This window comes from Luethyella okanaganae (assembly GCF_042660285.1).
In the GTDB taxonomy this organism is placed as follows: Bacteria; Actinomycetota; Actinomycetes; order Actinomycetales; family Microbacteriaceae; genus Luethyella; species Luethyella okanaganae.
The window spans coordinates 215950-237431 of record NZ_JBHSTP010000004.1 but is presented as its reverse complement, the minus strand read 5'-3'; the positions used below and the strand labels follow the sequence as shown (position 1 = coordinate 237431).

18 protein-coding genes and 1 tRNA gene are annotated in these 21482 nt (G+C 66.9%); 12 read left to right on the top strand and 7 right to left on the bottom strand.

Annotated elements, in window-relative coordinates; translation table 11 throughout:
* Positions 1-28: 28 nt before the first annotated feature.
* The 4 genes from ACFQB0_RS15060 to ACFQB0_RS15045 form a co-directional block, all read right to left on the bottom strand.
* Positions 29-805 carry an arginase family protein gene (locus ACFQB0_RS15060; RefSeq protein WP_386733230.1) on the bottom strand — a complete coding sequence of 259 codons (777 nt, stop codon included), beginning with the start codon at positions 803-805 and terminating at the stop codon, positions 29-31.
* A gap of 231 nt (positions 806-1036) precedes the next feature.
* Positions 1037-1771, bottom strand: coding sequence for a PspA/IM30 family protein (locus ACFQB0_RS15055; protein ID WP_386733228.1), 735 nt, complete (start codon positions 1769-1771; stop codon positions 1037-1039).
* A 52-nt stretch (positions 1772-1823) separates the two neighbouring features.
* Positions 1824-3830, bottom strand: a complete 2007-nt coding sequence (locus ACFQB0_RS15050; protein ID WP_386733226.1) for a TPM domain-containing protein — start codon at positions 3828-3830, stop codon at positions 1824-1826.
* Positions 3831-4092: 262 nt separating this feature from the next.
* Positions 4093-4740, bottom strand: coding sequence for a protein-L-isoaspartate(D-aspartate) O-methyltransferase (locus ACFQB0_RS15045; RefSeq protein ID WP_386733224.1), 648 nt, complete (start codon positions 4738-4740; stop codon positions 4093-4095).
* Between the two features lie 95 nt (positions 4741-4835).
* Here ACFQB0_RS15045 and ACFQB0_RS15040 point away from each other — a divergent pair, with 95 nt between their 5' ends.
* The 6 genes from ACFQB0_RS15040 (at position 4836) to ACFQB0_RS15015 (ending at position 11472) form a co-directional block, all read left to right on the top strand.
* Positions 4836-6488 carry an FAD-dependent monooxygenase gene (locus ACFQB0_RS15040; protein ID WP_386733222.1) on the top strand — a complete coding sequence of 551 codons (1653 nt, stop codon included), beginning with the start codon at positions 4836-4838 and terminating at the stop codon, positions 6486-6488.
* A gap of 190 nt (positions 6489-6678) precedes the next feature.
* A complete protein-coding gene (locus ACFQB0_RS15035; protein WP_386733220.1) occupies positions 6679-7032 on the top strand; it encodes a PadR family transcriptional regulator in 354 nt (117 codons plus the stop codon).
* Positions 7029-8480: a hypothetical protein gene (locus ACFQB0_RS15030; RefSeq protein WP_386733218.1), complete on the top strand. Its 1452-nt coding sequence runs from the start codon at positions 7029-7031 to the stop codon at positions 8478-8480. The genes ACFQB0_RS15035 and ACFQB0_RS15030 overlap by 4 nt, the downstream gene beginning before the upstream one ends.
* Positions 8481-8774: 294 nt before the next feature.
* Positions 8775-9728 carry an IS1595 family transposase gene (locus ACFQB0_RS15025; protein ID WP_386733304.1) on the top strand — a complete coding sequence of 318 codons (954 nt, stop codon included), beginning with the start codon at positions 8775-8777 and terminating at the stop codon, positions 9726-9728.
* Positions 9729-10369: 641 nt separating this feature from the next.
* A complete protein-coding gene (locus tag ACFQB0_RS15020; RefSeq protein WP_386733216.1) occupies positions 10370-11254 on the top strand; it encodes a hypothetical protein in 885 nt (294 codons plus the stop codon).
* 32 nt (positions 11255-11286) lie between these two features.
* A complete protein-coding gene (locus ACFQB0_RS15015; RefSeq protein ID WP_386733214.1) occupies positions 11287-11472 on the top strand; it encodes a hypothetical protein in 186 nt (61 codons plus the stop codon).
* Between the two features lie 114 nt (positions 11473-11586).
* Here ACFQB0_RS15015 and ACFQB0_RS15010 read toward each other — a convergent pair whose 3' ends face one another.
* The 3 genes from ACFQB0_RS15010 to ACFQB0_RS15000 form a co-directional block, all read right to left on the bottom strand.
* The gene (locus tag ACFQB0_RS15010) at positions 11587-11871 is read right to left on the bottom strand and encodes a dihydrofolate reductase family protein (RefSeq protein WP_386733303.1); all 285 of its coding nucleotides are present in this window, start codon (positions 11869-11871) and stop codon (positions 11587-11589) included.
* Between the two features lie 934 nt (positions 11872-12805).
* Positions 12806-12878 (bottom strand) — tRNA-Arg (locus ACFQB0_RS15005).
* Positions 12879-12967: 89 nt separating this feature from the next.
* Positions 12968-13591: an iron ABC transporter ATP-binding protein gene (locus tag ACFQB0_RS15000; RefSeq protein WP_386733212.1), complete on the bottom strand. Its 624-nt coding sequence runs from the start codon at positions 13589-13591 to the stop codon at positions 12968-12970.
* A 43-nt stretch (positions 13592-13634) separates the two neighbouring features.
* Between ACFQB0_RS15000 and argS the strand changes: the two genes are divergently transcribed.
* From argS to thrB, 6 genes are all read left to right on the top strand, one after another.
* Positions 13635-15311: an arginine--tRNA ligase gene (gene argS, locus ACFQB0_RS14995; protein ID WP_386733210.1), complete on the top strand. Its 1677-nt coding sequence runs from the start codon at positions 13635-13637 to the stop codon at positions 15309-15311.
* A 3-nt stretch (positions 15312-15314) separates the two neighbouring features.
* Complete coding sequence (locus ACFQB0_RS14990) at positions 15315-16286, top strand: LmeA family phospholipid-binding protein (protein WP_386733208.1); 972 nt, start codon at positions 15315-15317, stop codon at positions 16284-16286.
* A gap of 153 nt (positions 16287-16439) precedes the next feature.
* Positions 16440-17915: a diaminopimelate decarboxylase gene (lysA, locus tag ACFQB0_RS14985; protein ID WP_386733206.1), complete on the top strand. Its 1476-nt coding sequence runs from the start codon at positions 16440-16442 to the stop codon at positions 17913-17915.
* The gene (locus ACFQB0_RS14980; protein WP_386733204.1) at positions 17912-19228 is read left to right on the top strand and encodes a homoserine dehydrogenase; all 1317 of its coding nucleotides are present in this window, start codon (positions 17912-17914) and stop codon (positions 19226-19228) included. The genes lysA and ACFQB0_RS14980 overlap by 4 nt, the downstream gene beginning before the upstream one ends.
* Positions 19225-20322, top strand: a complete 1098-nt coding sequence (gene thrC, locus ACFQB0_RS14975) for a threonine synthase (RefSeq protein ID WP_386733202.1) — start codon at positions 19225-19227, stop codon at positions 20320-20322. The genes ACFQB0_RS14980 and thrC overlap by 4 nt, the downstream gene beginning before the upstream one ends.
* On the top strand, positions 20319-21287 hold the full coding sequence (gene thrB / locus ACFQB0_RS14970; protein WP_386733200.1) for a homoserine kinase: 969 nt from the start codon (positions 20319-20321) through the stop codon (positions 21285-21287). Before thrC ends, thrB begins: the two co-directional genes overlap by 4 nt.
* Positions 21288-21482 lie beyond the last annotated feature (195 nt).

Below are 21482 nucleotides of genomic sequence, written 5' to 3'. Positions count from 1 at the left end.
CAGCCTAGGACGCGTCCCGGTTCTCCTGTCAGCGTGTCAGAGCCCCGATGATGCGCAGGATGCTCGGCAGGTCGTCCTCCGCCGCGAGCGGCGACACCGGTGAGAAGCCTACGATCGAGGCGCCGGCCAGCGGGAACTCCGCGCGCAGGGCGGTGACGAGTTCGGTGAGCGTCTCAATGCTGAGCCCGAAAGGCAGCGGGCTGGCGAGCCCGGCGATCGTCGACGGATCGAGCACGTCGAGGTCGATGTGCACGAAGACGCGGGAGGCGCCGGTCTCGCGCACGGCCTCGACGAGCAACTCGGGAGACTGCAGGTCGTCGGTGTCGATCGCCATGAGGCCGTGTTCCGCGAGGAAACGGGTCTCTCCCGGGTCGACGTCACGCAAACCCCCCAGCACGATCCGCTCAGGAAGAACCCGGGCTCCGGCATCCGGGATCAGCCCGCGTACCCCCTCTCCGATGAGCGCACGCAGGACCATTCCGTTGAAGGCGCCGGAGGGGGAGCTCTCTGGGGTGTTGAGATCGGGATGCGCGTCGAACCATACGACCGCCAGATCGCCACCGGTGCGCACCATCGCGTGCTCGACCGCGGTGAGCGAAACGGCGCAGTCACCGCCAACGGTCAGAGCCCAGTCCGGAACGGCCTGGAGCGCCTCTCGCATTCGTTCGCGCACTCGCACGAGCGAGGAGAAGCGCATGACGCCGGTGTCGAGGGATTCCCCCGCCTCGACCGGCACCTCGACGACACGGGTCGCAGAGGCGGGGAGGTCGCCCCGGATCGCCTCGGCACCGTCGATAAGGCGCATTGCGCGCGGAGAAACCGAACCTTGCCACTGAGGGACCACCACGAACGTTGCCGGCACCCCTCCAGTATCCTCCAGAGTGCGACGCACGACCAGCGGTCCTGGCGGCGCGCAGTCCGTCTGAGCCGACCGTCTCGTCTGCCACGGGTGCCGAAGGTCTGCGCAGACGAGGACGGCGGCTGGATGGCGACCTCACCTGTCGCCGTCCAACCGCCGTACTCCGGCGCGAGCCGGCTACTGGCCGATTGCGCCGCTCGAACCGCCCACCTTGAGGGCGGCAAGTCGCGCGTCGACTTCGGCGAGTTCGCCGATGTCTTCCAGACTCTCGAACTGCGCGTCGAGGCTCGATGCGGCGAGCTCGCTTGCGCCCCGCACTTTCGCCTCCTCGCGGCGGATCTTGTCCTCGAAGCGCGACACCTCGCTTGTCGGATCCAGGATGTCGATGCTCTTGACGGCATCCATGACTTGCGCTTGCGCTTGCGCGGTCTTGGCGCGGGCGATGAGCTCGTCGCGCTTACTCGACAGCTCGTTCAATTTGTTCTTCATCGCATTGAGACCGCTCTTAAGCTTGTCGACGACGTCGGTCTGCGACGCGATCTGCGGTTCGGCCGCCTTCGCCTCGTTCTCCGATTGAATCTGCCGCCCCAGGGCGACTTTGGCGAGGCCGTCGAACTTGTCGGCGCCGGCGGAGTCACCCGCGGCGCGCAGTTCATCCGCCTTGCGGCTCGCGGCGGCGGCCTTGTTGCCCCACTCCGCCGCCGCGTCGACGTCCTCCTTGTGGTCGTCCTCGAGAAGACGGAGGTTGCCGATCGTCTCGGCGATCGCGCTCTCTGCATCCGCAATGCTGTTGGTGTAGTCGCGCACCATCTGATCGAGCATCAGTTTCGGGTCTTCCGCCGAGTCGATGAGGGCATTGATGTTTGCCTTCGCTAACTGGGCGATCCGCCCGAAGATGGACTGCTTGGCCATGTTCTGTTCCTTTCCCAGTGTGTACCTTTGTGATTGTCAGCCGCGGTGTCGGCTAGAAGCGGCCGCCACCGCCACGGCGCGAACGTGTCCCGCTGCCGCCGAAGCTGCCAGGGCCGCTGAAGCCGCCGCCGGACATGCCGCCGGAACGGGAGCGTCCGCCGCCGTCGCCGAAGACCGAATTAATGAGGATGCCGCCGAGGATGGCACCCATGACATTGCCACCGCCACTGCTCCCCGAACCGCCGCCGAACATGCCGCCGAGCAGCTCGGGTCCGCCGAGCTGCTCGGCGAATCCGCCGACATCCTGACGCGCGAGTTCGATCGATTGGCTGGCAAGAGAGTCGGCGCGCTGCGCAAGAACGAGCGCCTGAGCAGGGTCGGCCGCGGCGGCCGATTCCGCCTGGATGAGGAGTCGCCCGGCTTCGGCAAGCCGGGTGCGCGCTTCCGCGCCGACCGCGCCGCGCCTGGCCGTGATGAAATCTTCTGCGGCCGACGCTCGGCTGCGCGCGGAGAGCATGGTCTGCTGGAGAGAGGCCGCAACGCGCTGAACCTCGGCCTGGGCGTTCCGCACGCCCGTGAGTACTCCGTCGATCTGGCTGTTCGCCTGTTCGAGGCGTTGCATCAGTTCGAGCGGGTTGACGCGGTCTCCGGAGAGCCGACTGCCCACCTCGCTGAGAGTCTGTTCGGTGCTCGCGACGATGCCGGCGACCGCGCCGGAGGCGTCGCTTCCAGGTGGAAGCGCCCGTGCCGTGGCTACATCGTTCCGAAGATCGGCGATCGCGGTATCGAGTGACCGACGCGCGGTCGTGAGATCGGAACCGAGCCGGTCGATCGCGTCGACGAGGAGCTTCGCCTGGTCGACGGATTCCTCGGCGGCGCGTACCGCGACGGCAGCCTGGTTCGCATGGCCGGTCGTGCTCGCCTCCTCGGCCGATTGCAGGGCGGTGGCCGCGAAGCCGAGGCGATCCCGCGCCTGGCCCGGATTGTCCGCGATGGTCGCGATCGACTCGTCGGTGTACTGCGCGACGAACCCCGTCAGAGCACTCGAGCTGGCGTCGAGGCGGGCCTGCTGGGTCGACACGGCGTGGCGAACGCGGGTGACCGCTCCGGGAATGTCCTTCTCGAGTGCGCGCAACTCGTCGAAAGCGACCGCCTGTTCGTCGAGACCCGCGTTGGCCCGCTCGCAGAACTCGACGATCTGGGCGTACCACGCGCGCCGCTGCTCCTCGGAGTCCGGCTCAGAGTCGTCGAGTTTCTGCTGCAGTGTGAATCCCTGCGAGAGCAGAGCCTTCGCGTTGTCGAGCGCACTCTGGAATGCGGTCGTCGACTCCACGCCGTAGGAGGCGACGGCGAAGCCGAGCTCCTCCTCGCTCGTCTTGACGGCATCGTCCGTTCGCACGAGGGCGCTGCCTGCTCGCTGCTTCAGTTCCTTCGTGCTGAGGGAGCCGATTCCGCCGGGAACCGGGGCCGTTCCACCGGGCACAGCCGGCTTCCTCCTGCGACCGCGCACGACGAAGAAGACGACGAGTCCGATCGCGACGGCCGCGATGAGTATGAACCAGAAGAACCCCGTCCCGCCTCCACCAGTTCCGCTCCGGCTGGCGTGGAGCCCCTCGGCTGCCGCGATCGTCGCTCCGGCCCAATCGCCGTCGACGAGTCTCGGCTCGATCCTGTTGACCGTGATGTCGGTGATCTGCTCGTCGGTGAGCGGCGAGCCCGCCGCGACCGAGAACTGGTAGTTGCGCCCCTCCAGGGCCACGACGAGGAGATAGTCGTTGTCGCCGAGTCCGTTCTGCTCCGCGGTGGTGTTCGCCCAGTCCCCGGCGTCCGCTGGGTTGCTGAACGTGTCGACATAGACGACGAAGAGTTGCATGCGGTCGTCGGCATAGAGCTTGGAGATCGCCTGCTCGACGTCTCCCGTCTTGCCGTCGAGCGCGCCGACCGAGTCGACGATGGGACTCGATCCGAACTGGACGGGATCCTCTGCCCAGGCGACAACGGGTTCCGCCACGATCAGGACGACAGCGATCGCCGCCCCCAAAGCCCACCGTGCCCGCATCGGTTCACCTTCTCGATCTGTAGCTGTCCGTTCCGATCCTATGGTTTCCTCGACTTTCCCGCCTATGAGTCTGCTGGGAAGTGTCGCCCTGTTCGGCGCGCGCCTCGGTGACGAGGAGTTCCGGATCGCGGGAGCGGAGGCCTTCGCGCTCTTGGGAAGGTCTTTTCGCCATTACGGCTTTCGCCGCTGCCGAAGGCCTCCGCTCCTGGTCCCGATCGACGAGTCACAAGTTCGGCACTGAATCGGGGTCCCCTCCGACCGCTCAGCTCCAGCCGTGCTCTCCGATGAGCGGAACGAAGGTGACGCCGCCGAGTCCGTGCTGCGAGAATTCGCCGTCAGAGGATTTCGTCGCGACCACGAGCTCCTGCCCCCCGGTGCTGCCGGTGAGCGGCATGACGATCCGTCCGCCTGGCGCCAGTTGCGTCTTCCAGGGCGTGGGGATCTCGGGGCCAGCGGCCGCGCAGATGATGGCGTCGAACGGCGCGTCGTCCGGCAGGCCGAGTGTGCCGTCGCCGACGACGACGCTGACGTGTCCGTAGCCCAGACGGACGAGCCTGCTCCGGGCCTGATCGGCGAGCTCCGGGATCCGTTCGATCGTGACGACGTCTTCGCACAGTGTGCCGAGCACGGCAGCCGCGTACCCGCTTCCCGTTCCGATCTCGAGCACACGGGAGTCCGGCGCGACATGTGCAGCCTCGATCATGAGGGCGACGATGTACGGCTGCGAGATGGTCTGCCGCTCGCCGATCGGCAGAGGGCGATCGTCGTAGGCGAACGGCCTGAGATCGGCGGGCACGAACTCCTCTCGCGGCACCGTGGCCATCGCGGCCAGCAGGGAGGGCGTGCGGATTCCCCGGCGCTCGATCTGCCAAGCGACCATGCGTTCGCGTGTCAGCTGCCGTCGGGACATGCCTTCTCCACCTTTGAATTACAGCACCCCCTGGCGGGGAAAGCGAGGATCGACACTGATGGGCGACCGGAGTAGGACGGCGTAGGTTAGAGGACATGACAACGGCCGATGTCGACGTGTTCATCGTCGGCGCAGGACCGACGGGGCTTGCGCTCGCCGCGGGACTGAACGCAGCCGGGGCGTCCTTCCGGATCGTGGATCGGCAGTCCGGTCCCGTGCGCGAGTCGCGAGCCCTGGGAGTGCAGCCGCGCACGCTCGAGGTGCTCGCCCCGTTCGGTGTCACCCCCGCGCTGGTCGCGGCGGGCAATCCGGCGACGCAGCTGCGATTGCATATGCGTGGCGACATCCTCGCCTTCGGGCTCTTCGACATCGGGATCGCCGACACGGCTTACCCCTACCTCCTCTTCTTGTCGCAGGCCGAGACCGAACGGGTGCTCATCGAGCATCTCGCGGCCGATGGCGTCCTGGTGGAGCGTGGTGCCGCGCTGACCGCGCTCTCGCGTGAGGAGGACCTCGTCGAGTGCACGCTCGAGGTGGACGGAGCGTCGCTCCGGGTACGGGCACGGTATCTCGTCGGCTGCGACGGCGCGCACAGCGCGGTGCGCGAACTCGCTGGAATCCCGTTCTCTGGGGCACGATACCCACAGACGTTCCTACTCGCTGATCTCGAGGTCGACGGGCTCGAGCCCGGCGTCGCACATGCGTTTCTCACCCGCGCCGGGCCGCTGCTCTTCTTCCCCCTCGAGGGCGAGGCGACGTGGCGTCTCATCGCGATGCGGCGGAAAGGCGATGCGAACGGCGGCACCGACGAGGCGACGCTCGGCGAGTTGCGGCAAATCGTCGCCTCGGCGACCTCCGAGCCGCTGCGCCTGCGCGACCCGGTGTGGATGACCGTCTTCCATCTCGCCAATCGCGGGGCCGAGCACTACCGCGACGGACGGGTGTTCCTGGCGGGCGACGCCGCCCATGTGCACAGTCCTGCCGGCGCACAGGGCATGAACACGGGCATCCAGGACGCTGTCAACCTCGCCTGGAAACTGGCCGGGGTCTGCTCCGGCGCGTCACCGGAGTCGTTGCTCGACAGCTACGCCGCGGAGCGCGAGCCGGTCGGCGAGCTGGTGCGCTCCTTCACTGACCGTGCCTACCGGGTCGCGACCTCCGACGCCACCGTGGTGAGCGTGATGAGGGATATCGTGCCACGACTCGCGCTGCCGCTGGCGAGGGCGTTTCCCGCGGTTCGCGCGTTGGCCTTCCGCACGATCTCGGAGCTCGGCATCTCGTATCGAGGGAGTCCGGCCGTCGCTCCCTGGAGGCGCCCGCCATGGCGTGGCCCCGTCGCGGGCGACCGCATGCCCGATGCTCCGCTGATGCGCGACGGGATGCCGGCGAGTCTGCACGAGGTGTTGGGCATGCCCGGCTTTCATCTGCTGCTCGTTGGACCGGAACGTCGCTGGCGCGCGGCGGATGCCGCGGGGGTCATCGCACGCCGACCCGGATGGGTCACCGTGCATCGCCTCACCTCGAGTGCCTCCGTCGCCCCCGTGCCCCCTAACGGCACGGATCGTCGCGCTCCCGGCATGGGCGAGCCGCTCTCCGACCCGGGTGGGATCGTGCATCGGCGGCTCGGCGTACGGCCGGGGGAGTGCGCCCAGTTCCTCGTGAGACCAGATGGTCATCTCGCCTGGCGGGGCGGAGGGGTGGGCCTGGACGACGCGGAGCGCTGGCTGGGCCGTTGGCTGCTGCCGTGATCTCACCCGGCCGCCGCACGGAGCTTTCATCACGCGCCCGCCGCCGTGGAGTCGACTGTCGTCGTCGGTGGTTGCAGTTGTCCATCGGCGGGTGAAGTCGGTCTCCTCATTTCAACGATCTGCCATCGATTCGATCTCCTCATGACAACCGATATTGTCATACTCCATAAATGGGTATATATATGAGGATATGGCGTCCTCTCTCACACAACCCGCGTTCTGGGTACTGACAGCCCTGGCGAATCAGCGTCGCCATGGGTACGAGATCATGCGAGATGCGACGGTTGCGTCGGGCGGTCGGGTCTCTCTGAAGGTCACGACGTTGTATGCGGTACTGGAGCGCCTCGAACGCGAAGGACTCGTCACCGCCGACGGCGAAGAGATCGTCAGCGGCCGTGCACGTCGCTACTACAGGATCACCGAAGAGGGATCTGTACGGCTGGCGGATGAGGTCGTGGCCCTCGAACAGCTGATCCAGGTCGCGCGAGCGCGTCTGGCAACGCATCGCTTCGCTTTCATCGCCCAGAAGGTCGTGCCGACGTGAACACGCCCGGAGAGATGGGCAAGTCAGCGGAAGAGCGGTTCCATCGACTGCTGCGGTGGTATCCGAAGTCGTGGCGAGACGACAACGAGGCCGTGCTGCTGGGAATCATGCTTGATAATGCGGAGCGCCAGGGCCGAACGGCCCCGTCCGTCGGTGAGCGGTACTCGGCGGTCGTCTACGGTCTTGGGGCACGGCTGGATGCACGGCTCGCTCTCTGGACCGCCCTCGCCGCGCTGGCGATCTCGGCGGTGGCGGGCGCGCTCATGGTCTGGGCGCCCTATCCCCTTGCTACTGTCGGCGTGGGATGGATGCTCCCGCTGCTGTCGGTCGCAGTGTGTCCTGGACTCGTCGCCGTCGGTGCGCTCTCATTGGCTCGGCACCGCGGGCTCGTCTCCGAGCCCCGCGTTCTCGCGGTCCTCGGGCTGCTGGCGATGGCCCTTCCTCTTGCCGCGCTGACTCAGATCGGCTGGGGCATGGGCTTCGACGCCGCGGATCGAGGGGCACCGTCGACCGGGCTCGCTGCCCTGTGGGCGCCGCTTTTCGTCGTCGCCTGGATGCTGGGTGCCGCGGCTACCGGGCTGCTCGTCGACGCGCTCCTGGAGGGGACTCGGCTGCGCAGTGTCGTCCGCGCCGGGTGTGCCCTCCTCTCGGGTGCCATCGTCGTACCCGTCATCGGACTTGCCCTCATCACGCCATACGCATCGGCGATCGCCGCAGCAGGGCTCGCGTTGCTCGCAATCGTTCCCGTCAGCACAATCATTCCCGTCAGAAAGTCGCGCTCCACGGAACACGCCGTGGCACCCACCGCCGCTCCCGGCGATTTCCCGCTGCGAACGAGGACGCTTGCACGGACCCTGTCCTGGATCGCTGCCATCACCAGCGCTGTCGGAATCGCGTACGCGTTGACGGGCTCACGCTGGTCGCCGGGAGCCGTCGATGGAACCGTCGCCATGGGACGAGGCATCACGATCGCACTCGTCTCGGCGATGCCCCTTCTGGCAGCGATCGGTCTCATCGCTGCGACGCGGACGTTGGCGCGGACGCGGAGGAGCCCCGCCCATATCTGGTGGCCGTCGACCCTTGTCGCTTTGTCGTTCATGGCCGTCGCAGTCGCCTACCTGAACGCGCCGGCCTGGGATGGCATGGCGCCTGGCTTCGCCGTCGCATCCGTTCTCGCCGGAACGGCGATCGCATGGTGGATGACCCCGCGACTTCGCGGGCCGCGCCGCACCCGCATCGCCGTCAGCGTGCTCATCGGCTTCGGGTACGCGGTATTCCTCGGGATGCTCGTCGCACCGATGCTGGCCTTCGCCCTCCCCGTGCTTGCCTGCACGTTCGCAATCTGGGGTACCCGTGGACCTCGACCAACGGTGCTGGGCGCGCCGCTCGTGGCGACCGTGCCGGCACATGCCGCCTCAGACGATGCTGCCGTGCCCAGCACGAGCTAATCGGTGCAGAGTGTTCGAGCTCTCGCCGCCGCTGTCGTCCTGACAGGGATAGGCGTCCTACTCAGAGTGCGCGATCCTCGACGACCCCACCGACAGGTGAGGATCGAGTTGCTCATGGTTTCGGCGACCGAATGTGTCCGGGCCTTGTGGGCGGGCGACTTCTTGCCTGCGCGAGCCGGGAGACAGCGGGCTAGTTCGGTGTTCGTGCGCCGCGGACGGCGTATCGGTGCATTGTGACACCATCGTCGAAACTGGGTATCTGCTTGGGTCAAGTAGCATGTGCGGGTGACGGATTTGGAGCCAGTTCGGCCGTGGGCGGATGTTGATTATCCGTCGACGTTCCGGTCGTTCCAGGAGTGGTTCGCGACTGAGGAGTCCTGTCGTGAGTACCTTTCGCGGTTGCGTTGGCCGGATGGGTTCGTGTGTCCGCGCTGCGGGGATCGGGGTGCTTGGTGGACGAGCGCGACGTTGTGGATGTGCCGAGCGTGTGGGCGTCAGACGTCGGTGACGTCGGGCACACTCTTTGATCGGACGCGCACCCCGCTCTCGACTTGGTTCGCGGCGGCGTGGTTCATCACGGCGCAGAAGAACGGTGTCTCCGCGTTGGGTCTGCAGCGCGTGCTCGGGTTGGCGTCGTACGAGACGGCGTGGACCTGGATGCACAAGTTCCGACGGGCGATGGTCACCCCGGGTCGGGAACTGCTCCGTGGGAGCGTCGAGGTCGACGAGACATTCATCGGCGGAGTCAGCCGCGGGAAGAACGGCCGATCTAGCGACAAGGTCGGAGTGATGGTCGCGGCCGAGATGGTCACCTCACGAAAGCTCGGCCGCATCCGATTGGAACCCACCCCGGTCGAGTCGCTGGCGTTGGTCCGCTTCGCTGAACGCACGATCGAGCCGGGTTCGCACATCAAGACCGACGGCGCCCGGGAACTCCGCCGGCTGTCCGGGCTCGGCTTTCAGCACGACTACTACACCCAGCTCGGCAGCACGATACCTGCCCACGTCGACCTGCCCGGCGTGCATATCGTCGCGTCGCTCCTGAAGCGTTGGCTCCAGGGGACCCTGCATTACGCTACGTCTGCCGATCACCTCGCCTACTACCTCGACGAGTTCACGTTCCGCTTCAACCGGCGCGGCGCACGTAGCCGGGGCCTGCTCTTCTACCGGCTCCTCGAGCAGGCCGTGCATACGGAGCCGCACCCGTTGCACGAGCTCACGGCCAACGGCAGGTCCGAGCCGGGATAGCGGCCGACGGGCTGGTGATGATGCGTAGCCGTGACACGGTGACGGCTACGCATCATCGACGAATTGGCGGTGTCGCTGGCGCCAGTTGCGTTGCCTTCAGCGCCACGAGCAGTGGGTCGCGTCGGCGCGGAGCCCGTGAACTCCGGGCACGATGATCCTGCCGCAGCGGGACAGACTGCCACGTGGGGTCCCATCCCGTCGTTCTCCGACGCCTCGATTCACGAGACGCCGATACGGCCGCGGCCGATCTCGCTCACGCCTGAGGAAGTCGGCACCGAGAACGTGCGTGAAGCACACGAGCCGGTCGACGTTGCCGCCTGGGTGCGGTTCCCCGAGGCGAGCGTGCGCGTGCAGGGCCGCGCGATCGCATGGACGGATCGTGCCGTGCAGATCGAGTTCGAGCTACGCGGCGGCACTGGGTCTGGGCGTCAGCCGTCGACCGGCTCGGAGGCCGGCAGCCGCCGGCACGATGAGCCGCTACGTGGCCTGTTCTTCGGCCGGTTGAAGGATCCTGAGGATGTCGTGAAGTACGCCGGTACGGTCAGACGGAGACCAGCCCCTATGACGGGAGATTGCAGCACCTTGCGAATATTGCTGGCTCCGACCCCCAAACATGGGGTACGTTCCGAAGGGAGAGGCACATGGCCGAACGATCGGAGATAAGCATGCAACGTAGGACCAAAGGACTCCTCGTATCCGCGGCTCTGGCCGCGGGGCTCGTATTTGGCGCTGCCGCGCCAGCCTCGTCCGCCACCTATACATGGCTGGACAAATCGGTATCCCCGAACGGAACGACGTATTCCGATTCGGGCACAGGTGCGGCCAGCTTCTCTCGTACGGGGGTCTCCGCCAAGATTGACGGTGCGGACGGGTACACCTGGGAAACGAGAGTTTCCTACAACGGGTACTGGAGCGGCGGCCAGGCCAGCGCAACACAGAACGGACCTCGGGGCTGGGGCACGACGTACGCGAAGTTTACGTTCCTGCCTGATCCGAGCGATCCCGGCAACGTCGATGTGTCAGCATGGCTGCTTGATGCTCAGCTCGGCCGCGTGGCAGCACCGGGACTTCTTGATGCGGTCGAGGGCGGTAGCGAACTTGCCCCGCCGGCCAGCGCCGAAATTACAGCCGAGCAGCTTCGGGCCGGCGAGGCACCTGGCTTCGACCTTGCGTACTACGGCGTGGCGGATACGAGCGACATCTGGTCGGGCAGTACCGCTGACGGTGAGACGTGCTTGTTCGTCGCGCAGGGAGAGTACGTTGGTTCTACCTGCGCCGACGCAACCCAGTTCGAGAACTACGGGCTCAGCTTTCTCTCCCAGGGGCCAAGCCACTCCATTCAGGTGGCACTAGCGCCGCACGGGGGGATCACGGAAGAGGCAGCACAGGTTGTGGGCCTCGAAAGAATCACTGACTCGCTTGCGGTCAACACTGGAGAGCCAGTGAAGGGCACGCTCGTGCTCGACAACACGCAGAGCCGGAGCATCGGCGCCGCAGGTATCGTTCTCGTTCCAGCGGAGCAGTAGGTATTCACAACCAGTGTTAGCCGGGGGTAGCGATGACGAACGACAGACATCAACAAGAGTTCGGCCAGATGCCAGGAATGAACGGATCCCCGCTCGGCCAGTCGTTCAGTGATGGCCCAGCCAAAAAGCCGCGACGTATCCGCTGGTGGGAGCCAGTGGCGACCATCATTGCCTTCGCAGCCGTGCTGATCACAATCATCCTCTTCACGAGCCAATAGATCCCCCGCGCTGTCCGCGCAACATCCGCGCACGGCCGGCACAGGACAATCAGGTTAAGGCCACGCGTTTTTTGCGGGAGTTCCACGCGGATAAGTAGATGAGCGGACACTCAATTACTCATGAGGGCGAGCCGATCGGCTCGCCCTCATGAGCGTCGGCCGCGGATCATAGGCGGGGACGGCCCCAATTCCGTCATCCGCACATGCTACTTGACCCAAGCAGATACCCAGTTCGTCGAACGATCGGTGCTCGATCAGATCGAGCTCGACCGGTTCGTCGTGTTCATCGAGCAACGGCCGGCCTTCGCCCAGGATCACGGGGTGTGTGAAGAGCAGCAGCTCATCGAGAAGCCGCGCTCGCAGCAACTGAGTGGCGAGAGTCGCGCCACCGAAACCGATGTCGCCGTCGGCCCGTGCTCGCAGGGTCGTGAGCTGCTCGATCGCGTCGCCGCCGCCGATGACCCGGGTGTTGTGTCTGGCGGTCGTGCGCGTGCGCTGTAACCAGCCCCGCCCCCGCTAAGCAGTGCGCTTGCCTGTCTGAGGAACCGCGTACTAGTTTGGTGAACCGACCCGGACCTGTTGGCTACCTGCGTGATCTGAACAAGCGGACCCTGTGGCTTCGCCCCTCGACTGCGAATGAACTGGTTGATGCCAATAGCTGCCTTTTGAAGGCTACTCGGTCTGCTAGTTTCTATCGGCGTGCTGACCACGTTCTCAAGCATCAGCGTTCGAGGAAACAGGATTTCTATCGATCTACTCATTCGTACGAACCGGTTGTCACACATGGAATTGGGCTAACTCGAGTCGGTGCTCCTTCCACTATTGCTCGCCTAGGATGAGGTTTCGTCGCCCGGCTTACGACCGCCCTCAGAACGACGAGGCGATCGCAGTACTGCAAATACTTGCGCTGCCATCGCGGCAACGACTCTCGAACCCGATCATGCTGTGCCGAGTGTGTCCGTTTCCGACGAGTATTCCCGTTATTGCGGTACGCCTCGTCGGAAACAGGCACACTCGTAGCGCGGTCGCCACCGACTCCGCTACGGATCACGTCGGCACCAACGGCAAGATCAGCTTCCGCCGCGCCGGACGAATGCACCACCTCGGCCTCGGAATCGAACACCGCGGCGCCCGCATCCTCGCCATCGCCGACGAACACACCATCACCGTCATCCGCCTCGACAGCGCTGAAGCCATCGCAAGCAACGAGATCAACCCCGCTCGCACCCACAGGCGCAACACCCAGAAAACCCCCGGCCGATGGCCAGGGGGCTTCCTCAAAGAGACACACGCCACGACTCAGATGAGACCGATGACCCGACTCATCACACAGTGCCCCCGGAGGGATTCGAACCCCCGACCTTCGGTACCGGAAACCGGCGCTCTATCCCCTGAGCTACGGAGGCGCTCAGACGACATTACCGCATCGGGCAGGGAGCGCAGGACACGCGCTCGTCCAGACCGCGGGTCTGCCAGGCTCGGCGAACGAAGCGGATCACGGCAGGTGGGACAGCACGGCGGCGATGAGCGGCTGAACGTCACCCGGCTCGAAGAAGGCAGGCGAGCTCGCCACGACCCAGTACTTTCCCCTGAATACCTGGGCCTCGCCTGATCCCGCGCGCTTGGTGAAGAAGCCGTCGACCTCTGGCGGCGTCCCATAGGTGGGCACGGCGCTGCTCTCGACGGCCGCATCGTTCTTGCGCGTGCTGAGCTGCTGCTCGCTCGGCTTGGCGACCGCGATCTCGATGAGCTCGCCGCTCGTCTGGTTGAGCCATCCGCACGCCAGCCCCTTGTCGTCGACAGCCGCTGCTGCCCCGCTGCCGCTCGTCGGCGAGTAGTCCGGCGCGGTTCCGAAGTTCGGATTGAAGGCGTAGACATCGTCTGCCGTCAGCAGCTGCTCGCAGCTGAGCGGGATCGGGGTTCCCGCAGGGACGGGTGTCGGCTCCGGGTCTGCACTCGGACGGTCGCTCGGACCGTCGCTCGGAGCGGCCGTGGGCGACGCGGTCGGCGTCGTCCCCGGCGTGCAGGCGGCGAGGAGACCGATAGCGACGATGGCGGGCACAAGCGCGAGACCGATACGGGCGCGACGGGCGGCGGTACCGGGAGTGAGGGTGACCATGCTGAGACCCTATCAAGATGGGTGAACGGTAGGATCTACCCTCGTGACTCCAGCAGAACTCTCCCAGTCCCTGTTCGACATCGTGCGCACGATCGTCGACGGCCGACGCGCGGGTTTTCCGGAGGCACCCGAGGTATCGCTCACCCCCGCCGACGTCGTGTTGGAACGTCCGAAGAACCGCGATCACGGTGACTGGGCGTCCAGCGTCGCCATGAAGCTCGCGAAACCGCTCGGCCTGAACCCCCGCGACCTCGCGGGCGAGATCGCCGTCGGAGCGGCCTCGATCAATGGAGTGGCGAGCGTCGAGGTCGCTGGTCCCGGCTTCATCAATCTCCGGTTGGATGCCGCCGCGGCCGGCGCACTCGCCAAGAAGATCGTCGAGTCCGGCGCGAGCTACGGCCACGGCATCCTATATGCCGGTGTGCGCATGAACCTCGAATTCGTGTCGGCGAATCCGACCGGCCCCATCCACATCGGCGGCACGCGCTGGGCGGCGGTCGGCGATAGCCTCGCCCGGATCTTCGCCGCGCAGGGCGGGCTCGTCTCGCGCGAGTACTACTTCAACGACCACGGCGCGCAGATCGATCGCTTCGCCAGGAGTCTCGTCGCCGCGCACCTCGGTGAACCCGCGCCGGAAGACGGCTACGGCGGCGCCTACATCACCGATATCGCGACGAAGGTGGTCGAGGGGGACCGGGGTGAGCTGGCAAGCCTGTCGCGGGAGGAGCTCCAGGAGGTGTTCCGCTCCCGCGGCGTCGAGCTCATGTTCGGTGAGATCAAGCAGAGTTTGCACGACTTCGGCGTCGATTTCGACGTGTACTTTCACGAGAACTCGCTGCACGAGTCCCGAGCTGTCGAACGGGCGATCGCACGACTGCGCGAGCTGGACCACATCTTCGAGGCGGACGGCGCGATCTGGTTGCGCACGACCGAGTTCGGCGACGACCGCGACCGGGTCGTGATCAAGAGCGACGGAGACGCCGCCTACATCGCCGGCGACCTCGCCTATTACCTCGACAAGCGAGAACGCGGATTCGAGCGCAATCTCATCATGCTCGGCGCGGATCACCATGGCTACATCGGACGCATGATGGCGATGTGCGCGGCGTTTGGCGACGAGCCTGGTGTCAACCTCGAGATCCTCGTCGGGCAGATGGTCAACCTCGTTCGCGACGGCAAGCCGCAGCGAATGAGCAAGCGGGCCGGAACCGTCGTCACGATGGAGGATCTCGTCGGGGCCGTCGGCGCTGACGCGGCGCGCTACGCGCTCTCGCGAAGCTCGGCTGACTCCCAGCTCGACATCGACCTGGACCTGCTCACACGCCGCACCAACGACAACCCGGTCTTCTACGTGCAATACGCCCACGCTCGCACGGCGTCGGTCGGGCGCAACGCCTCCGCAGCAGGCGTCGACCACAGCGGCTTCGCGCCCGAGCTGCTCGACCACGAGACGGAGTCGGCACTTCTCGGCGGATTGCAGGAGTTCCCGCGGGTCGTGCTGCAGGCGGCTGAACTCCGTGAGCCGCATCGCGTCGCCCGCTACATCGAGGAGCTCGCCGGACTCTATCACCGTTGGTACGACAACTGCCGGGTCATCCCGCTCGGCGAGGAGCCCGTCACCGATCTGCATCGCAGTCGGCTCTGGCTCAACGACGCGACGGGTCAGGTGATCCGCAACGGGCTCGGCCTCCTGGGCGTTTCGGCGCCGGAGCGGATGTAGCGCATGTCCGATGAGCAGCCGACCAGACCCTACGACGGAGAGGAGCTCGGACGGGGCGCCCTGGGTGCAGAAGCTGCCGACGATGCGCTGCGGAACGGGGAGACGGAGGTGCTCGTTCCGGCATCGGGTCACGATGCATCGGGTCACGATGCGACGGGTCACGATGCGTCGGGTGACGCCGAGCTCGGCGCGGTCTCGGCCCGAGACCGCGCGATCGTTCCAGCGCCCCGTGCGGGACGCCGATGGATCCGCGTCGTCTCGGTTCTCGTGGTCGTGGTCGTCGTGCTGCTGGCGGGGCTCTTCATCGCCGACGCCGTTCTGCGTAATGTGGCGCAGGACCGCATCGCGCAAGAGATCGACGACCGTCTGCCCGCGAACGTCGAGGCCAACGTTGGGGTCACTATCGGCGGGGCATCCGTCATCGCGCAGTATCTCTCCGGTGTCTTCGAACGCATCGAACTCGATGCCCCGAACGTGTCCGTCGACGGTGTGCCGCTGGCGGCGCACCTCGTGGCGGAGGGTGTGCCGACCGACACGGGTGCGGCCGTCGGCCTGGCGACCGGAACGATCACCGTCGGCCAGGACGCGGTCAATCGACTCGTCGCGCTGCCGGACGCGGCCTCGGCCATCGTGCTCGGAGATGGAGAACTCCGCTACGACAGGATGCTCGGCTTTCTCGGCGTCGAGGTCGGCTACACCGTGACCGCCGTCGCAGAAGCGGCCGGCGACCGGGTGCTCGTCACGCCGACGAGCGCGCAGCTCTCCGCCGGGGGTGGCGCCATCGACGTCGGCGGCCTGCTGTCCGGTATCATCGGTTCCCGGCCGATCTCGGTGTGCACGGCGCGATACCTGCCGCAGGGCGTCGACGTGACCGGCGTCGACATCGCGCCGGGCACGGCGACGATCACCCTTCGCTCCGATTCGCTCGTCCTGTCCGAGCAGGCATTGCGCACCATGGGGTCGTGTGCTCCGTAACCGATTCGTGGTCGCATCGGAGTTCTCGCTAGAATTTCGGTACTTCGCCCCGCCGTCTGCGGCGACCTCTGTTTGCTGGCTTCAGGGACCAATCCGGGTTCGCTCGCCACTCAGTGTGACTCCCACTCGCTTCTTCTCGTGAGGTTCTCACCCGTGGCTATCTACGCACTCGCCCCCGAGTGGTTGAGCGTGCCCGCCGACCCGAACGCCCTCGATCCAGCCGTGTGGCCGATGAACGCCGCCCGTGACGACGCCGGAGAGGTCATCGTCGCCGGGGTCGCCGCCTCAGCCCTGGCCGCACGGTTCGGAACCCCCCTCTATGTCTACGACGAGGCGGATGCCCGTTGCCGGGCCCGTTCCGTGCGTGAGGCGTTCGAGACCGCGTTCGGTGCCGTCGGCGCCGGCGTGACCGTGTACTACGCCGGAAAGGCCTTCCTCTCCACCGAGGTCGTCCGCTGGATGCTCGACGCTGGCCTGCGCATCGATGTCTGCAGCGGCGGTGAGCTCGCGGTCGTGGTCGCCGCCGGGGCCGATCCTGCGCTGCTCGGCTTCCACGGCAACAACAAGTCGGTGGCCGAGATCGAACGGGCCGTGACGCTCGGCATCGGAACGATCGTTCTCGACAGCGCGATCGAGATCGAGCGGGTAGCGAGTGCCGCCGCGCGGGCCGGACGGGTGCAGGATGTCCGCCTGCGCGTCAACAGCGGGGTGCATGCCCACACGCACGAGTTCCTCGCGACGGCGCACGAGGACCAGAAGTTCGGGGTTGCGCTCGAGCAGACTCCCGATCTCGTCGCCGACATCCGCTCGCGCACCGGCCTGCGGTTCCTCGGACTGCACTGCCATATCGGCTCACAGATCTTCGATGCCGCCGGCTTCGCCGAGTCCGCGGCCCGAGTGCTCGCCGTCCACGCGTTGCTGCTCGAGGGCGGTCTCGTTCCCGAGCTCAACCTCGGCGGTGGCTTCGGCATCGCCTATACCTCGGACGACCGGCCGACTCCGATCGCCGTGCTCGCGGCAGAGATGGCCGCCGCCGTCGCGGCGGAGTGCGCGCGCCTCGGCATTCCATTGCCGCATATCGCCATCGAGCCCGGCCGGTCGATCATCGGGCCGGGCGGTATCACGCTCTACGAGGTTGGCACGACGAAAGAGGTGTCGGTTCCCGAGGCAGCCGTCGCTCCCGAATCGGCGGCAGGCGAGGACGTCGACACCACCCGTCTCTACGTGAGCGTAGACGGCGGCATGAGCGACAACGCCCGCCCGGCGCTCTACGGCGCCGATTACACGGCGCGCATCGCCAACCGTCGCTCCACGCGGCCCCCCCGTCTCGTGCGGGTCGCAGGCAAGCATTGCGAGAGTGGAGACATCGTCGTCGATGCCGACTACCTGCCGGCCGACGTCGCCCCCGGCGATCTGCTCGCGCTTGCAGCGACGGGGGCGTATTGCTGGTCTCTCGCGAGCAATTACAACTATCTCTGTCGGCCGCCCGTCGTCGCAGTGCGCGACGGCGACGCCCGTATCATCGTGCGAGGCGAGACCGAGGCGGATCTGCTCGCCCGCGACATCGGCGTTCAGTCCTCCGTCTCTCAGAACCGCGACATCCCTTCGAATCAGGAGACCATCCGATGATCGCCTACCGTTCTCTGCGCGTCGCACTGCTGGGTGGTGGCTCCGTCGGAGCCCAGGTCGCGCGGCTGCTGCTCGAGGAGAAGGAGGAGCTCGCCCGCCGTGTCGGCGCGACCCTCGAACTCGTTGGCATCGCCGTGCGCGATGTCGACGCCCGGCGTAGCGTCGACCTGCCCAGGGAACTGTTCACGACGGACGCCGAGCAGCTCATCCTCGGTGCCGATGTCGTCATCGAGCTCATGGGCGGCATCGAGCCCGCGCGCAGCTACATCCTGCAGGCGATCAATTCCGGCGCGGACGTGGTCACCGCCAACAAAGCGCTTCTCGCCACCCACGGTCCCGAGCTCTTCGCCGCGGCGGAACAGGTCGGCGCTCAGCTCTACTACGAGGCCGCCGTCGGCGGAGCGATCCCGATCATCCGTCCGCTACGCGAGAGCCTCGCGGGCGATACGGTGCGACGCATCCTCGGCATCGTGAACGGCACGACCAACTTCATCCTCGACCGGATGGACACCGAGCGCACGAGTCTCGAGGACGCGCTCGCGACGGCGACCGACCTCGGCTATGCGGAAGCCGATCCGACGGCCGATATCGGCGGCTACGATGCCGCCCAGAAGGCCGCGATCCTCGCGAGCCTCGCCTTCCATACGAGCGTTCCGGTCGAAGCCGTGTACCGCGAGGGGATCACGACGGTCACGAAGGAGCAGATCGAGTCGGCGCGCAAGGCCGGCTACGTCGTCAAACTGCTCGCTATCTGCGAACGGCTCACCGATCCCGAGACGGGCGAGGAGGGCGTCTCTGCTCGCGTGTATCCGGCTATGGTCAGCCGCACGCACCCGCTCGCCGCCGTGCACGGGGCGAACAACGCCGTCTTCGTCGAGGCGGAAGCGGCCGGAAGCCTCATGTTCTACGGCGCCGGCGCCGGCGGGGTCGAGACGGCGTCCGCTGTGCTCGGAGACCTCGTCTCGCTCGGCCGGCGCCATGTCGTCGGCGGTCCCGGCCTCGCCGAGTCGACCCATGCCGAGCTGCCCGTGCTCGAGATCGGTGCGATCACCACGCGCTATGCCGTGAGCCTCGAGGTCGCCGACGAGCCGGGTGTGCTCGCCGCCATCGCCGGCGTCTTCGCCGAGCATGGCGTTTCGGTCGAACTGGTCGAGCAGTCCGTTCGTGGCGACGCCGCCACGGCTACCCTGGTAATCGGCACCCATGAAGCCCCTGAGGCCGCGCTCGCGGCCACCGTCGACGCGCTCGCGTCGAACCGAGTTGTGACGAAGGTCGCATCCGTCTTGAGAGTCGAAGGAGCACAGCGCCAATGAACGCCCAGCCCACCAAGCAGTCACGGCAATGGCGCGGCGTGCTGCGCGAATACGCGGACCGTCTGAATGTCTCTGATGCGACCCCGGTCATCACCCTCGGCGAAGGGGGCACCCCGCTCATCCCGGCCGCAGCGCTCTCCGCGCGCACGGGCGCGCGGGTATGGGTCAAGTTCGAGGGCATGAACCCGACGGGATCCTTCAAGGACCGCGGCATGACGATGGCGATCTCGAAGGCTGTCGAGCACGGCGCGAAGGCCGTCATCTGCGCCTCGACAGGCAACACCTCCGCGTCCGCCGCCGCGTATGCGACCCACGCCGGCATTACCGCCGCCGTGCTCGTGCCCGAGGGCAAGATCGCCATGGGCAAGCTCAGTCAGGCTGTCGCGCACAATGCGCAGCTGCTCCAGGTGCAGGGCAACTTCGACGATTGCCTCGATATCGCACGCGACCTGGCCGCGAACTACCCGGTACACCTCGTCAACTCGGTCAACCCCGACCGCATCGAGGGTCAGAAGACGGCGGCGTTCGAGATCGTCGAGGTGCTCGAGGACGCGCCGGATTTCCATATCGTTCCCGTCGGCAATGCCGGCAACTACACCGCCTACTTCCGCGGCTACAGTGAGGAGCTCGAGCGCGGCGCGACGACGAAGCTGCCGCGCATGTTCGGCTTCCAGGCCGCCGGATCTGCCCCGATCGTGCTCGGCCACCCCGTGAAGAACCCCGACACCATCGCGAGCGCCATCCGCATCGGCAAGCCGGCATCGTGGGAGTTCGCGCTCGACGCGCGAGAGGTGAGCGACGGCTTCTTCGGTGCGATCGACGACACCCGCATCCTCGAGGCGCACCGCATCCTCTCGGCCGAGGTCGGCATCTTCGTCGAGCCGGCGTCGGCGATCAGCGTCGCCGGACTGCTCGAGCAAGCGGACGCCGGCGCCATCCCGGCGGGCGCGACGGTCGTCCTGACGGTCACGGGCCATGGCCTCAAGGACCCGCAGTGGGCACTCCGAACCGCCGACGGCTCCGAGGTTCAGCCGATCGTCGTCCCGGTAGACACCACCGCCATCGCCGACGTGCTCGGACTGGCACGGGCATGACCGAGGCCGTGACGACGTTCTCTGACATCGGCGCGCAGCTCGATGGCCGCCGAGCGACCGTGAAAGTGCCGGCGACGACGGCCAACCTCGGACCGGGCTTCGACACCCTCGGTCTCGCGCTCGCGCAGTACGACGAGCTCGTCGTCACCGCATCCGCGGCCCCGGGCGTCTCGGTCGAGGTGTACGGTGTCGGAGCAGGTGAGGTTCCGACGGATGAGTCGCACCTCGTCGTTCGCGCGATCGCGCACACCTTCGAGCACTACGGCTATGCTCTTCCTGGCCTGCATCTCGAAGCGCACAACACGATCCCGCACGGACGCGGCATGGGCTCCTCCGGCGCCGCTATCGTGGCCGGCATCATGGCGGCTCGTGGCTTGCTCGATGGCATCGTTGAGATGAGCGAGGGCGAGGCGCTCGCCTTGGCGACCGACATGGAGGGGCACCCCGACAACGTGGCACCGGCGCTCTTCGGCGGTCTCACCATCGCCTGGATGACGCCGGAAGGCCCTCAGCACAAGAAGCTCATGGTGCACCGCGGTGTATCACCCGTCGTCTTCGTGCCCGAGCATGTGATGTCGACGGCGCTGGCACGCAGTCTGCAGCCGGAGTCGGTTCCGCACGAGGACGCCGTATTCAACGTGTCCCGCTCGGCGCTGCTCATCGCCGCCCTCATCCAAAGCCCCGAGCTCCTGCTCGCCGCGACCGAGGATAAGCTCCACCAGAGCTACCGCGCCGCCGCTATGCCCGAGACCGACCGTCTGATCCGCCTCCTGCGGGAGAATGGCCTCCCTGCGGTGGTGTCAGGAGCCGGTCCTTCTGTGCTCGTGCTGGCCAGCGACCCCAGTCAGCGCATCACGGCGGCGAAACTCGTGGCGGAGAACGCGACGACGCCCTGGCAGACGCTTATGCTCGCCGTCGACTTCAAAGGAGCTGTGGAGAGCACCACGCGTGGCGGCAGCCACTAGGTGTGTCTCCCGACTCGGCACAGGCTGTGCTGGGCGGACTCCGGTGGTCTGCGGCGTTCATCGGGGTCGATAGCTTCGCTATGGGTCGCTTTTCCGCCTTGCATCCCACCGGAGTCCGTTCCGCTTGCCTTCGGCACCGAGTCGGGAGACACGCCGAGCTGCTCGCGATCCTGCGGGTGATCCCGCTGGAGTCCG

Coding starts and splice junctions, on each gene's coding strand:
- ACFQB0_RS15060 (WP_386733230.1), bottom strand. CDS start 805: ATGCGCCTTATCGACGGTGCCGAGGCGATCCGGGGCGACCTCCCCGCC.
- ACFQB0_RS15055 (WP_386733228.1), bottom strand. CDS start 1,771: ATGGCCAAGCAGTCCATCTTCGGGCGGATCGCCCAGTTAGCGAAGGCA.
- ACFQB0_RS15050 (WP_386733226.1), bottom strand. CDS start 3,830: ATGCGGGCACGGTGGGCTTTGGGGGCGGCGATCGCTGTCGTCCTGATC.
- ACFQB0_RS15045 (WP_386733224.1), bottom strand. CDS start 4,740: ATGTCCCGACGGCAGCTGACACGCGAACGCATGGTCGCTTGGCAGATC.
- ACFQB0_RS15040 (WP_386733222.1), top strand. CDS start 4,836: ATGACAACGGCCGATGTCGACGTGTTCATCGTCGGCGCAGGACCGACG.
- ACFQB0_RS15035 (WP_386733220.1), top strand. CDS start 6,679: ATGGCGTCCTCTCTCACACAACCCGCGTTCTGGGTACTGACAGCCCTG.
- ACFQB0_RS15020 (WP_386733216.1), top strand. CDS start 10,370: ATGGCCGAACGATCGGAGATAAGCATGCAACGTAGGACCAAAGGACTC.
- ACFQB0_RS15015 (WP_386733214.1), top strand. CDS start 11,287: ATGACGAACGACAGACATCAACAAGAGTTCGGCCAGATGCCAGGAATG.
- ACFQB0_RS15000 (WP_386733212.1), bottom strand. CDS start 13,591: ATGGTCACCCTCACTCCCGGTACCGCCGCCCGTCGCGCCCGTATCGGT.
- ACFQB0_RS14990 (WP_386733208.1), top strand. CDS start 15,315: ATGTCCGATGAGCAGCCGACCAGACCCTACGACGGAGAGGAGCTCGGA.
- ACFQB0_RS14980 (WP_386733204.1), top strand. CDS start 17,912: ATGATCGCCTACCGTTCTCTGCGCGTCGCACTGCTGGGTGGTGGCTCC.
- thrC (WP_386733202.1), top strand. CDS start 19,225: ATGAACGCCCAGCCCACCAAGCAGTCACGGCAATGGCGCGGCGTGCTG.
- thrB (WP_386733200.1), top strand. CDS start 20,319: ATGACCGAGGCCGTGACGACGTTCTCTGACATCGGCGCGCAGCTCGAT.